The 14,716-nt window shown below is 53.7% G+C and carries 5 protein-coding genes; 3 read left to right on the top strand and 2 right to left on the bottom strand.

Going from position 1 to position 14,716, the window contains the following annotated elements; all coding sequences use genetic code 11:
• Positions 1-3 precede the first annotated feature (3 nt).
• On the top strand, positions 4-2,415 hold the full coding sequence (locus tag MKJ04_RS00430) for a glycoside hydrolase family 2 protein (RefSeq protein WP_241638212.1): 2,412 nt from the start codon (positions 4-6) through the stop codon (positions 2,413-2,415).
• A gap of 67 nt (positions 2,416-2,482) precedes the next feature.
• Positions 2,483-4,018 (top strand): alpha-L-fucosidase, encoded by a 1,536-nt coding sequence (locus tag MKJ04_RS00425; protein ID WP_241638210.1) that lies wholly within the window; start codon positions 2,483-2,485, stop codon positions 4,016-4,018.
• 743 nt (positions 4,019-4,761) lie between these two features.
• Here the strand turns inward: MKJ04_RS00425 and MKJ04_RS00420 are convergent.
• Positions 4,762-6,276 carry a sulfatase family protein gene (locus MKJ04_RS00420; RefSeq protein ID WP_241638208.1) on the bottom strand — a complete coding sequence of 505 codons (1,515 nt, stop codon included), beginning with the start codon at positions 6,274-6,276 and terminating at the stop codon, positions 4,762-4,764.
• Between the two features lie 529 nt (positions 6,277-6,805).
• Positions 6,806-11,008 (bottom strand): two-component regulator propeller domain-containing protein, encoded by a 4,203-nt coding sequence (locus MKJ04_RS00415; RefSeq protein ID WP_241638206.1) that lies wholly within the window; start codon positions 11,006-11,008, stop codon positions 6,806-6,808.
• 628 nt (positions 11,009-11,636) lie between these two features.
• Here MKJ04_RS00415 and MKJ04_RS00410 point away from each other — a divergent pair.
• The gene (locus MKJ04_RS00410; protein WP_241638204.1) at positions 11,637-14,711 is read left to right on the top strand and encodes a SusC/RagA family TonB-linked outer membrane protein; all 3,075 of its coding nucleotides are present in this window, start codon (positions 11,637-11,639) and stop codon (positions 14,709-14,711) included.
• Positions 14,712-14,716: the final 5 nt, after the last annotated feature.

Below are 14,716 nucleotides of genomic sequence, written 5' to 3'. Positions count from 1 at the left end.
AGAATGGATGTGCCGCCTGACCCGGGCCCGTTTGACTATGTGAAGTTCAGCGGCCTTTACCGGGATGTTTACCTGGTCACGACAGCGCCCGTGCGCATCACTTTCAACTGGGAGGAAATGAACGCGGGTGTCACCTTCACGACTCCCTCCGTAGACCCGGTGAATAAAAACGCCACCCTGGACGTGAAAACGCAGGTGCACAACGAAACAGACACCGTCACTACCCTGACAGTGGTAAACCGGGTGATCGACCGGGACGGGATGGTGGTGCTGAAAATGGCGAACGAACAGCAAGTGGCCCCAAACAGCAGGACAGCGTTTGCGCAGATTGGCGGCATCGAGGAAAACCTGAGGCTATGGTCTACGCACGATCCATACCTGTACCGCCTGCAGACCAGTGTGTACAGCGGTGGCAAATTATTGGATGCGGTAGAGTGCAAAGTGGGTGTCCGGAAGTTTGAGCTGCATCCCCGGGAAGGCTTCCTGTTAAACGGAGAGCCCATTGAACTGATCGGCGCAAACCGGCATCAGCACTTCGGGTACATTGGCGATGCGGTACCCAACTCCCTGCACAGAAAAGACATGCTTCAGTTTAAAGAACTCGGCTTTAACGTGGTGCGCACGGCGCACTACCCACAGGACAATTCGCTGGTGGAAGCCTGCGACGAGTTGGGCATACTGGTGTACGAAGAGGCCCCCACCTGGATCAGCATCGGCAATGCTGCCTGGTTCGATAACCTGGAGAAGGCGGCCCGTACCATGGTGCGCAACCACCGGAACCATCCGTCTGTCGTGATTTGGGGCGGAGGTATAAACCACAGGGGCTACGTGCCGCAGGTGCATCTGGCGGTAAAGCAGGAGGACCCCACACGGCTTACAGCCTCCCAAAGCAGCCGTTGGACCGGGTGGCAAACCTCCGGGATGACTGATATTTACGGGCAGATGGTATACGGCCCGGTGGAGTGGTACCGGCATGAGCCCATGCTGGCCATGGAAGGCCCGGAAAGTGTTGAGCTGGTGGCGCAGAACGTGCTTGATCCGCTTCAGACAGGCCTGATTGCCTGGACGGCGCACGATTATTATACCTTTCACCCATCAGAGGGCCGCTGGCCCGAAAAAGTGCGCCCTGGTGGCCTAATGACTGTTTTCAGGCACCCCTACGGCATCACGCCCTGGTTTCCTGCCGAGAGGAAAGCACAGCCCTACCTGCACATCGACTCTGAGTGGAAACCCGAGACAAAGGAGGTGGTGGTATACAGCAATGCTGAAGAGGTAGGCTTGTACCTAAACGGCAAGCAAATCGCAAGGCAGCGACCGGATAAAAGCGGTATTTACAAAGGCTTGCAGCACCCGTCGTTTAGGTTTAGCATACAGCGATACGAAGCCGGCAAACTGACGGCGAAAGGCTGGGCAGGCGGCAGCGTGATGGCAGAAAAGTCGGTGTTCACGCCCCGAAGGGCAAGTGGCATCAAGCTGGCGCTCGATACTGTGGGCCGCGCTTTCGAAGCCGACGGAGGAGACATACTGGTTGGCTATGCTTATGTGGTAGACGAAAACGGGACAGTGATAAAAGACAATGCGCAGGAGATTTCCTTTTCGGTAAAAGGCCCAGCCAGTATCGTAGGTGACGGCACAACCATTGGCGCAAACCCCGTCAAGGCAGCCAACGGCCATGCGCCCATCCTGATCAAAGCGGGCACCACGGCTGGTAAAATAACGCTTACTGCCTCCGCGAAGGGCTTAAAAAACGACAAAGCAAGCTTCCAGTCTGTGCCCATGCACTCGCAGCTTGCCGTGACGGAGCCCTACACAGAAGTGGACGTGCTGCAGGCAGACATTGGCGGCAAAGACCAGTTGGTGCAATTCGGGTGGACAGCCTGGACGGGAGGAGACGAGGAAGCGGTGTTTCAGAAATCGTTCCCGGCATTCGGCGGATTCGACGCCACGATAAGCTGCGCCTCTGCGGAGGGGGTGATGAAGCCGCTCGGCGAGATGAACGTGATGGGCAAGTATGGGTTTGCCATGGGAGAAGGCGTCATGGGGATCGATCCGGAAGGCCTCGTGCTCAGGTTCGACAAGTTGCCAAAGGGCAGCTATACCCTCACGACCTACCACCACGCGCCCAAACCCAACACCGACTCGATGGACCCGAATAAAGACCGCCTGAAATCCCTGAACGTGTTGGACATCCCCTACGCGAAACAGATCAGCTATACCTTACGCACCGCCAGAACTTCGGAAAAAGGGGCCGTGACTGTTTCGGAAGGCAAGGTCCTGCCCAAAAGTGGCGCGGGCTGCACCTATCTTTCGTTCACTTGCGATGGCAACGGTCCGGTGGAAATACGGTTTGAGGACGCAAACGGAGAGAAGGGGGTATGGCTGAATGCCTTTGCGTTGAAGCGGTTTATACCTTAAGCGCGATGCCGGGTGATTCTGTGGCACACGCTAACTTTCAATCATTTATATTTTAAAACTCCACTTGATGATGCGCAAATTACACATCCTGAAAGCGATTGTTCTGGTAGGGCTGCTTTTCGTGCAAAACCCGGCACAGGCCCAGGCCAGGAAATACAAGCCGACCTGGGAGTCGCTGCTGCAATACAAAACACCGGAGTGGTTCCACGACGCCAAGTTCGGGATATTCATCCATTGGGGCCCATACGTGGTGCCAGACTACCTCGGCCCTTTCTATGGGTACCACATGTATCGCGAGAACATCGTCGATATCAAGGGAAACCCCAATCCAGACCGTAAAAATGACGTCTTCCAGCATCACATTGAAGCTTACGGGGGCACAGAAAAATTTGGGTATAAGGATTTTATACCCCAGTTTACCGGGGGGAACTTTGATGCCCGGCAATGGATGGCCCTGTTTGAGGAGGCGGGTGCCCGCTATGTAGTGCCGGTGGCAGAGCATTGTGACGGTTTTGCCATGTATGCCTCTACCAAAACCAAATGGAATGCCGCCAACATGGGCCCGAAGAAGGATATTGTGGGAGCGCTGTTCGAAGCAGGCCGGAAGGCCGGTATGAAAATGGGCATGTCCTCGCACTACGCCTATGGCTGGTACTGGTGGGGATACCGCCAGGGAACCGATACCACGGACCCCAGGTATGAGGATTTCTACGGCAAGCCTCACAAAATTACAGACCCGCACAGCGCCGAGCATGTCGACAACGTGTATGACCGCACCATGGACATGATCAAGCTCTACCAGCCTGACCTGTTGTGGTTCGACCTGGGCTTTAGCAACCCCGAGTACGAGGAAATGCGCAAAAAGCTGCTGGCCAACTACTACAACCAGGCCGCTAAAAGCAAGCAGGGTGTGGTGCTGAATTACAAAAACATCAGCTACAAGCCGATCCCTGACGGGGCCGCCGTGCTGGATATCGAAAGCGGAAAACTCGACCGTATCCGGGAACTGCCCTGGCAAACCGACATGTCGCCGGGTGGCTGGATGTGGTCATATACCAGCAAGTGGACCACCAAACCCGCCAAAGGCCTCATAAACGACCTGATCGATATTGTGAGCAAAAACGGCAACCTGCTGCTCAATGTGGCCCCGGATGTGCACGGCAACATCTCAGCCGACCAGCAGGCCAATTTGCGGGAGATCGGGCAGTGGCTAAAGGTTAACGGGGAAGCCATCTACGGCACCAGGCCTTTCGCCGTTTTCGGGCAGGGCCCCACCAACGCGCACATGGTGCTGCACGGCAACCTGAAAGATACCGGCTTTACCGCAGAAGACTTCCGCTATACCCAAAAGGGCCCGACGGTGTATGCTTTTATGCTACAGTGGGAGCAGGGACGCGGGACAATCAAGCTAAAGGCGCTTGGTAGCGACCAGCATATCATTAACGACAAAATCAAGGCTGTCACTATACTTGGCTATGGCCAGCCACTCACCTGGACGCAGGAGAAGGACGGCCTGGTAATTCAGTTGCCCGCTGAGCACCCCGCGAAAAACGCCATCACTTTTAAGGTTGAACTTGAAGAGGCACCGGCCGGGATTTTCTAAAGCCTTTCGTTAAATTTTTACTCGATTACGGCCACTCCCTGGTTTCTTACAGCAAGAGACGGTAAACTACCACAATCAATAGATAGTGGTATAAACTGTTTGATAGGGGTATGATCACGATTTAAAATCGGGACAAGCAAACACAGCACATTTATAATACTATTATCGAATGGATTTAGCGTATTGAAGTATTTTCGTGCAGTGTATATTGCTTTCTGTTACGCTATGCCCTCTTTAGTCCCCCTCCCAAGAGGTAGTGCCGTTAAGTTCTAACGAAAATTGTCCCCTTGAGGGGACCGCAGGGGTGTAAAGCCAGCAAAAATAACCTTTCGCAAAGAGCAAACACCCCTCTAACTCCCCTCAAGGGGAGAATCGTTTTTCTGCTATATTAAATCTTTACGTGAAGACATGGTGCAAATTCTTAGAACTTAACGGCCCTACCCTTTGAAGGGGGTTAGGGGGATGACACTCCCTACTGACAATCTACTGTGAGATATTTTAGAAACAATATCTCATCAAGCAAGAGCAGGCAAGGTTCTTCCGGCCGCCTATCATCCCCCTGCCCCCTTCTTCGTCGAGGGCCCCTACCCCCAAGGGGGACTTTTACGAACTTCACGACTCTCCTGCGTAACGTCAAATTTGACTGTGTAAATTCTAATTGATAGTAGTATAAATCTATACATGTGCTGTGTATACTATCTGCCACTCCCTGACGGCAAACCGGTATGCCGACGCTTTAACGTTTAACGAAGCGAGGCAGTCCTTCCTTCCATGTCCCGGCGCTTGTTATACTTGTTAAAAAGCTCCTGCGCCTTTTCCGGAAGGGTATTGAGGAGGTTGCTTTGCTCAATTTCCGAAGGATTTTTACGTAGGTCGAAGAGTGCGATGGGGGTGCGGGTCTGATCGGTTTTATCTGCTGGGTCTAGTTGAACAATCAGTTTCCAGTCTCCCTCATGGTAGGATGCCTCATGCCCCGTACCGCCCTGAAGCAGCAGATACGCATGTCCGTGCGCTCCTTGTTTACCAAGCAAAAGCGGCAATAAGTTATGCGAGTCCAGTGCCTGGCCTTGCGGGATGCCCTGTTTGTTGATGCCTGCCAGGGTAGCCATAATGTCCAGCCCCACCACTAGTTCGTCCGAAGCGCGCCCTTCCTTTATTTTCCCCGGCCATGAGGCAATGAAGGGCACCCGGTGGCCTCCTTCGTAAATGCTGTTTTTGCCGCTGCGGTAAATGCTGTTAGGTTGGTGGCCAGTAGCAAGGGTGGTTGGGAACATTAATCCCCCGTTGTCTGAAGTGAAGATGATCAGGGTGTTCTCATACTTGCCGGTTGCTTTCAGGGCATCCACGATCATACCCACCTGCTCATCAAGCTCTACAATCATGTCGAGGTGCTTTTCAGGGGTGCTTCCGGCTATTTTTCTGCCGTTCAGGGTTGCTGGCGGGGTATGCGGCAGATGCACTGCCTGCGAGCTGTAGTACATGAAAAAAGGCTGCTTTTTCCGGGACTGTTCCTCTATATAACTGACCGCTTTTTGGGCAAGCAGCGGCCCCATCGTATGCGGATCCCAGGCCAGGTCGCCAAGGCCTTCGTCCTTGTCCAGATCCACCCCGATTTTACGCATGTTTTCTTGCGTGATCAGGCCAATTTCAGCGCCCGGTTTCAGGGGCGTCCACTTTCCGTGTTCATATACCGCATACGGCACATCCTGCACGCCGGAAGGAAGCGTTAGCGCATAGTCAAACCCGTTTTGCAAAGGGCCACCTCCTACGCGTTTCGTAATGTCGACATCCATTTCCGGGGCTTTTCTTGGGCTTCGGTAAATCCGGGTAGTATCGCTTTTCCGGTTCCAGTCGCCGCCCATGTGCCATTTGCCTAAAAAAGCGGTGTGATACCCTGCCTGCTGCATCAGTTTGCCCAGCGTGAGCTGACCCGGTTCGATGGGAGAGCGCTCGTAAGCTCCCCATACCCCCCAGGGCTGGTAACTGCGATAGGTGTTGTTTCCGGTCATGATGGCGTAACGGGATGGCGCGCAAAGGGCGGCAGGGGCGTGGGCATTGGTAAAATACATGCCATGCTGCGCCAACCGGTCGATGTTAGGCGTTTCCACCATTACGTTGCCAGGGTGTAACCGCTGGTAGAACGAGATGTCGCCTGTGCCAATGTCATCGGCCAGAATCACGACCACGTTGGGCTGTTGCCCGAGGCAGGAAAGCCCTGTGTGCAACAAAAGAAGAAGAGCGAGGCTGATTTTTTTCATGGATATGTATAGCGTATGGTGTAGGTGTTTAGTCATGGACACGAGTAGCCCGAATGTAGTAAGCCGGGAAATACTCTCCGGCGTCGGTGGTAAACCAGGTTCTCAGCCTGGCTTCTCCTACTTTTAGCGTAAGCCGGACCGCCGCAGGCCGATAGCAGCAGGATACAGAGGTAGAGCAATGTACGGGTATGCCTGTTCATGGGGAAGGTGTCAAGTAAATGGATGCATAGCTGCCTGAAGCGCCCTCCCGTTGCCTTTTCTTGGATGCAGCACAAAAACATCTCAGGCAGCGCTTCGGGGGCTGTGATCAGTTGACAGCTTCTGAACTAAACTAGCACGTTAGAAGGACAGTAGTATGCGCAATGGGTTGCCCCAACAGAAAAGCAGGGTATGCCGGTAGCGGGAGGCATGCGGCTAACGTGCGCTACCAAAGCTTTTGGCACAGCCCATTGGCCTAGAAAATCAGGGCTCAGGACTGTGGGGCAATTCATGCAGGGTGGGGTAAGCAGGGTATACCGGTAGCGGCTGCCTACACTTTCTCTGCTTCAGGCAAGTCTGTATGCTCACTCTCATCCACCGCATTTTTCTGGTACTCAGAAGGGGGCGTGCCGAACTCTTTTTTGAAGCACGTCCTGAAGTACTTGGCGTCCATAAACCCTACCTCATACATCACCTCGTTTACCGAATAGCGGTTTTTAGCCAAAAGCTGGGCCGCGCGCTTCAACCGAATGCTCCGGACAAACGCGTTGGCCGTCTGGCCTACCAGCACCTTGAGTTTCTTGTTGAGGTGCAGCTGGGACATGCCGCATTCTTTGGCCAGCATCTCCACGGTAAACTCCGTTAACCCGATGTTCTCTTCGATATAGGAAATCACGCGCTTCAGGAATTTCTCATCCAGCGAGGTAATCTCGATTTCAGATGGCTCGAGGCTGATGTTCTTGCGGAGCTTGGCCAGGATATTCTTTCGGGAGGCGATGAGCGCTTCCATACGCGTCTCCAGCTCCACCATGTTGAAGGGCTTGGCGATATAGGCGTCAGCGCCTTTTTCATACCCCTTCACTTTGTTGTCCGGAGACTTCTTGGCTGTGAGCAGGATAATTGGGATGTGGTTGATGCGGTCATCGCTTTTGAGCGCCTCGCAGAACTCCAGCCCATCCATCTCGGGCATCATCACATCGCTCACCACCAGGTCAATGTGCTCCCGGAGGCAAATTTCCAGGGCCTCTTTGCCTTCATGGGCGATGTAGATGTTGTAGGCGTTCTTAAAGTGCTCGCTGAGATAAAACAGGATATCCTCATTGTCCTCCACCAGCAGGATATTGTGCTCTTTGTTGCCGGTGGCGGCGGTTTCGCTTTTGGCCATCGACTGGTCCAAGTCCAGAATCCAGTCCATTTCCTTTTTGGTGTCTGCCTGGCCGGTTTCCTCTCCCAGCAGGATGTCGTTTTTAAAAGCCTCCCTGGTATAGGGGAACGTCACGCGAAAGGTGGTACCGATATTCGGCTTCGAATCAAAGGTGATGGTGCCATGGTACAATTCTATCAGCGATTTGATAAAGGCCAGCCCAATGCCCGATCCCTGTTCCCGCTTGACGTGGGTATGCGAGAACCGCTCGAACAGGTGCGCCTGCACGTCAGGGTCCATCCCCATTCCGGTGTCTGACACCTCAAGGCGCAGGAAACCAGGGGTTTTGTCTTTTTCAAGGCTTGTGGTGATCTCGCCCTCATGGTTGGTAAACTTAAAGGCATTGGAGAGCAGGTTAAACACGATGCGCTCAATGATGTCGCGGTCGTAATAGCCTTTCAGCTCCGTTTCGCAGATAAAGTTAAAGTCGATGCTATTCCTGCGGGCCAGCTCGTTGAAATTCTCGCAGAGGCCCTTTGTGTACTCGCCAATATCGCCGTAGGCCACGCGCACCTTGGTTTTTCCCTGCTCAATTTTCCGGAAGTCCAGCAGCTGATTCACCAGGTTGAGGAGTACCTGCGAGTTGCGGTAAATCTTCTCGTAGTAAACCACCCGGTCATCGTCGCGGAACGCGTTCGGCGTGTTCTTGAGCCGCTCGATCAGGCCCAGAATCAGGGTCAGGGGCGTCCGGAACTCGTGCGAGATGTTGGTGAAGAACTGCAGCTTCAGCTGGCTCAGCTCTTCGGTCTTCTCTTTCTCCAGGTGCTCCATCAGCAAATGCTTCTTTCTGGTGTTAACGATGATGGAGTACCTCCTGGAAAACCACAGGGCCAGCACAAAGAGAATGAAGTAGCAAGCCATCGCGAAGTTGGTTTTCCAGATAGGCGGGGCCACCACAATGCCAAGCGTGATGGGCGAGTCGTTCCAGACGCCGTCGCTGTTGCTGGCCTTCACTTTTAGGGTATAATCGCCGGGCTCCAGGTTCGTGTATTTGGCAATCCTGCTTTGCTCCGAGGTATAAATCCACTCATTGTCAAACCCGTCCAGCTTGTAGGCATACTTATTTTTTTTGGGGGTGGCGTAGTGCAGGGCGGCAAAGCTTACCGAGAAGCTGTTCTCGTCATGCTTCAGGCGCAGCTCCGAAAGGTCGTTGATGTTCTTCCCCAGGATGATGCGGCCGTTTACCTCTTCGCCTGTGTTTACCGTGCGGTTGAGGATCTGCAGGTCCGTAAAAACAACATTCGCGGTCGAGACATCCTCTGAAATTTTGGCGGGGTAAAACACATTGAAGCCATTGACACCCCCAAAGATCATCTCTCCGGAGGCTCTTGCCGTGGAGGCGATCTCCCCATACTCCAGATCCTGCAGCCCGTCGCCGATCCCGAAGTTGACGATCTGCCTGGTTTTTGGGTTAAACTTAGAGAGGCCACCGTTCGACCCTATCCAAAGATTGCCCTCCTCGTCCTCCTCAATCGATTTCACGACGTTGTTGGGCAAGCCGTTCTGCGTCGTTATCCACTCAAACCTGTCGTTGTTGGGGGTAGTTCCGGGTATGATTTTGTTCAGGCCGCCGCCAAGCGTGCCCACCCACACGTTGCCTGCCTCAGACACAAAGATGGGCAGGATGTAATTATAGCTTAGGCTAAGCGAGTCGTTCGGGTTATGCATGTAGCGGATAAAGTTCGGGGATGCCTTGGGGCGCTCTGTCCGTGAGATTTTGTTTATCCCCCTGTCGGTCCCGATCCAGATGTTGCCTTGCCTGTCTTCGGCGATGCTCCGGATGATGTTGGAGGAAAGGCTGGAATCGTCGCGCGGACTGTATTTGAAATGCGAATGCCTCTCATACTCTCCCTGCGCATCAAACTGCACCCGGAAAAGGCCATTGTCGTAGGTGCCGACCCACAAGATCCCATCAGAGTCCTGTTTCAGGGCAAACACAGGGGCTTTAAAGGCGATGTGGTTGAAAACGCTTCTTTTCACGTGTGCAACATCACGCGCATCCAGCACTTCCAGGTGTGAGTTGTGCCCGGTGCCGATGAAAATCCTGGTTTTATCCTGGAAGGTTGCAGCCTCAATGGCATACACATAGTTTTCCCCCATCGGGTTCACGTCGAAATGCACAAAGCCGTTCTCATAGGCTTTGCTGCTGGTGTGGGGCAGCAGGTTTAGCCCGCCTCCCTCGGTGCCAATCCAGAGGTTGCCCATGGGGTCTTCCTCCACCGCCCTGATTTTGTTGTAGGAAAGGCTGTTTTCGAACTTGTTCTTCTCAAAGTGCTCGAAATTCTTTTTGTTCGGGTTGTACATGTTGAGCCCGCCGCCGTTCGTACCGACCCAGATCATACCCGATCGGTCCTCGAGAATGGCAGTGGTCACGTTCCGGCTCAGGCTGTTGGGGTCAGACCAGCTGCTGGTAAAATCCTGCGTCTTTCGCTTGCCGCCCTCCAGGTAGCTCACATGCGCGCCGTTGGTATTGATCCCCCAGATGTTTCCCTTTTTGTCGGAGAGGATAGCGGAGTAGGATCGGTTCAGGACTGTTCTGAAAGTGGGGTTGTTCTTGTTTATTTCCCTGAAAGGAAGCGCGAGCACGGCTGAGGTATAGGCGATCAGCAGGCTGGTGTCGTTGGAGGTAATCTCACGTATAGCCTCAGAGGTCGTGCTGTTGTAATGGATGAACTGGGGCTTGCCGCTCTTTGTGTTGATATAACGGTTCAGCCCGTTTGCCGTGCCAAACCAGAGATTGCCAAAGCCATCCTCAAAAATGCCGGAGATTGTGTTGTGGCTGATAGAGGAGGGGTTGTTGGGGGAGGAGACGAGGTGCTCCACCTTGGCCTTTTTGGTTTTGTAATCGAACCTGATCTTGTTGAGCCCATGTGTCGTGCCCACCCAGATCGTCTGGTTCTGGTCTATCAGCATGGACAGGATATGGTTGTCGGTGAGCAGGTTGGGGTTTTCCTTGTCGTTCTTGATATGGAAGAACTTCTCTGTGTCCCGCTGGAAGAACATCACCCCCTGGTCGTCTGTCCCAATCCAGAGGTTGCCGTAGGCGTCCTCTATGATCTTGCTGATGAGGTTACTGGAGATAGACTGGTAGCTTACTTCCTTCTGGTACGTCGTGAACGAGTACCCGTCGAAGCGATTGAGCCCGCCGTTCGTCCCGATCCATATAAAGCCATAAGAATCCTGAAACAGGCACCGCACATCGTTTTGAGACAGGCCGTGCCTGGTAGAGTATACGTCAAAGTCGCCATGAAATTTTGGGGTCTGCGTGTGGCCAGTAAATGATCCTAAACTGATTAGCAGTAAGAATGCAAGTGTAGATAATAATCTCATGGTAGGTTTATTAATGGCCAGCGCTAAATACAACCAACGTTATCCAGCATCTGTTCCAGCGCGTTGTTTGCCTCCGATATACCTTTCTTGCCAGAGGCAGTGCTGTCGCCAGGTGCCGCAGCATTGCGTTTCCCTTTCTTCTGTTTCGCTTCCGGTATGCTGTGGCCTGGTTCCACGCATGTAGCAGGTATGGGCTGGAGCGGGACGCATCAAAACGATACGCGTGTCTGAAACACTATCCGGTCGGGGCGGCACGGCATGCCCAAGCAAAAAGCATCAGACTACAAATATGTAGAACCTTTCGCTAAAACAAAATAACTTTAATCTGATGTGAGCACACTGAAAGGTGAGTGCTCACTGTAATTTTGCCTGATGAAGGGGCAAAAAACTTCTTTCCAGAAAAGGGCTCTAGGCGCTCTGAATCGGGTTTTTACTGTACGCTGCTAAAAAAGCCCCTCTACAAAACACAGTATATACCCCCTATCGGTAAATCCTCCCCCGCCATTCAACCCGAAAATTTCCCTGGGCGTCTGCAGGTATAGGTAACTTTGTATTACTCGATTTTATCTCAGTCAAATCCAGGTTTTCACCCCTAACAAACGAAACATAAACCTATAAACCAAAGCTTATGAGAAAGCATTTCCACGTAAGATTGAAATCGCCAGGAACGCACAGCACAGTTATGTGGTGTCTTTTCATGGCGATGCTGCTGATCCACTTTGATGGATTTTCGCAGACTATAGTAGAAGGCAAAGTCACCTCCAGCGAAAATGCTGAGGGGCTGCCCGGCGTTACCGTTTTGGTGAAAGCCACAGGCAACGGCACCGTGACCGATGGGGAGGGAAGGTATAAATTAACCGTGGCCAGCCCAAACGCGGAGCTGACCTTCAGCTTCATCAGCTTCAAAACCAAAACCGTTAGCCTTAACGGCAGGTCCAGAGTAGACGTGTCGCTGGATACTGACGCGCAAGCCCTCGACGAGGTGGTGGTGATCGGGTATGGGCAGCAGCTGAAAAGAGAGGCCACCGGGGCCATCTCCCAGATCAAGAGCGAAGAAATCAACAAGCTGGGCACCTCAGACTTTGCCACCGCCATACAAGGGCAGCTTGCCGGTGTGAGCGTGCGCAACAGCAGCGGGTCTCCGGGCTCTAACGCCATCATCAATATCCGGGGTATTTCCTCTTTCTCGGCCGGAGGGTCAGAGCCTTTGTATGTGGTGGATGGGGTAACCTATGCCTCCAACCCGAACATCGCGCCCCAGGAGATTGAGTCCATCGAGGTGTTGAAAGATGGCGCCTCGGCTGCCATTTACGGTACAAGGGCCTCCGCGGGCGTTATCCTGATCACCACGAAAACCGGCAAGGCCGGCAGAATGCAGGTTTCGCTGGACTCATACTACGGTGTGCAGAAAATCACCTCCGACATCCACCTGGCAAACACGGCGGAGTCGTTGTACATCACCGACCTGGAGCAGCGCTTTAACACCACGGGCCGGTTTTTCCCGCTCGAGAGCAACCCGGACGCACTTTTCTATGACACAGACTGGATGAATGAGCTTCAGGTGGACAACGCACCCACGCAAAGCCACAGCCTGAGCATCAGCGGGGGCAAAGAGCAACTGAAATTTAATGTGGTGGGAACGGTTTTCTCGCAGGACGGCTCCCTGATCAACAGCTCGTATGAAAAGCAGTCGGTTCGGACCAACACCGTGTATGAGCAGGACAAATTCAAGGCGCAGGCAACGCTGGGCGTGAGCCACAGCGTGAAAAACAACGAGCCCTGGGCGTTGATGTATGATGCCATTAGGCAAGCCCCTTACAGAAAAGGGCCAAACACCCGCGATGACGTGATCACGATCGGCGGCACCAACCCAGAGGTGCTGGGAGGCTTTGTCGGAAAGCTGAAGCAGGAGTCTGACAATGAGGAGAACTCATTTAATGGCAACCTGCGCCTCTCTTACAAGCTTTTGGATGGGCTGGACCTGGCAGCGAACGTTGGCGGCTCCATCTGGAACGCCACAGCGCGTTACTTTGAGCCGGGCTATACCATCCTGGATCAGGAGGGGGTGCTGAACAAGGTGGCCAGTAATCTGAATCCGCGGTTGCAGTATACCGACCAGTACAACATGCGCACCATTCAGGAGTACACGGCAAACTATTCCAAAACATTCGGCGACCATAAGATAGCGTTGCTGGCCGGTAACACCTACGAAACGCAGGACTACAACTCCCGGCGGGTGCGTGTGCAGGGCCTGTCCTCGAACGAGACGCCAACCCTGAGCAACGGCCTTGACCCACAGGCTGCAGAAGACCTCAGCGAATGGTCTTCCGTTTCTTTGCTCGGAAGGTTTCAGTACTCTTACAAGTCCAAGTATTTGCTGAGCGCCGTAGTGCGCCGAGACGGATCATCGCGGTTTGGTCCTGAGAACAGATGGGCAACGTTCCCGTCGCTGTCGTTGGGCTGGAACGTGTCGGAAGAGCCGTTTTTTGAGCCGCTGCGCACAGTCGTGAACGAGTTTAAGGTGCGCTACGGGTATGGCCGCACAGGCAGCGACCGCATCCCGAACTATGCCTATGCCGCGCAGGTAATGTCGGCGGCCGACTACATTCTGGGTGGCCAGTTGGTGAGCGGCCTGATCCAGCCCGGTTTCGCTGACCCAAGCATCAAGTGGGAAACCAACATCTCGAACAACGTTGGCGTGGACCTGCAGTTCCTCGGAGGCCGCGGAGACCTGACCGTTGACCTGTACAAGCAGGACAAGCAGGACATGCTGTTGCCAGTGCGGACGCCTCCGTCTGGCGGTGCCTGGGGCAACTTCGAGGATTTTATCCAGAACGTGGGCAACATGGAAAACAAGGGAATTGAGATTGCCGCAGGCTTCAGGGACAACATCGGGGATATTGGCTTCAGGGTAAACGGCACGTTCACCAAAAACGTGAACAAAGTGACGCAGATGGTGAACGGTCAGGTAGTTTACGGCGGCTGGCCTATCATAACCCGACAGGACCAGACAGAACCGGCTGCCGTTTTCAAGGAAGGCCTGCCCGCTGGCTCTCTGTTCCTGATTCCTACCTCCGGTGTGGTCAAAACACAGGAAGAGCTGACAGAATACCAGAAGATCGTGCCGTCGGCACAGCTCGGTGACCTGCGGTACGTGGACACCAACGGCGACAACGCCATCACCAACGACGACCGTGAATTTGCGGGAAGCGGCCTTCCGGATTTTGAGTATGGCCTCAACCTGGGTATGGACTACAAGAAGTTTGACCTGTCGGTGCAGTTCTACGGGGTGGAAGGAACCGAAATTTACAACGGCCCGAAGGCCTACGCCTACTCGGTGAAGCGCCACAAGGATATGGTGTATGGCTGGTCTCCCAACAACCCGGATTCTGACATCCCAAGCCCCAGGACAAACTCGGAGCACCCCAATGTGCGCACCTATTCTGATTATTTCAGGGAAGACGGCTCTTTCCTGCGGCTTCGAAACGTGATTCTGGGGTATACGCTGCCAGGCACCTTAACAAAACGGGTGCACATCGCCAAAGTGAGGCTTTACGTGAGCGCGCAAAACCCGGTGACCTGGACGAACTATACCGGGTTTGACCCGGAGGTGGCATCGAGCAACCCACTGCTCAACAGCATCGACACAGGCAAGTACCCGGTGTCGGCAACCTACAGAACAGGCGTTACCATCGATTTTTAATCAAA

It is taken from the genome of Pontibacter sp. E15-1 (genome assembly GCF_022601975.1).
Lineage (GTDB): Bacteria > Bacteroidota > Bacteroidia > Cytophagales > Hymenobacteraceae > Pontibacter.
This window is presented reverse-complemented; position numbering and strand designations above follow the sequence as displayed.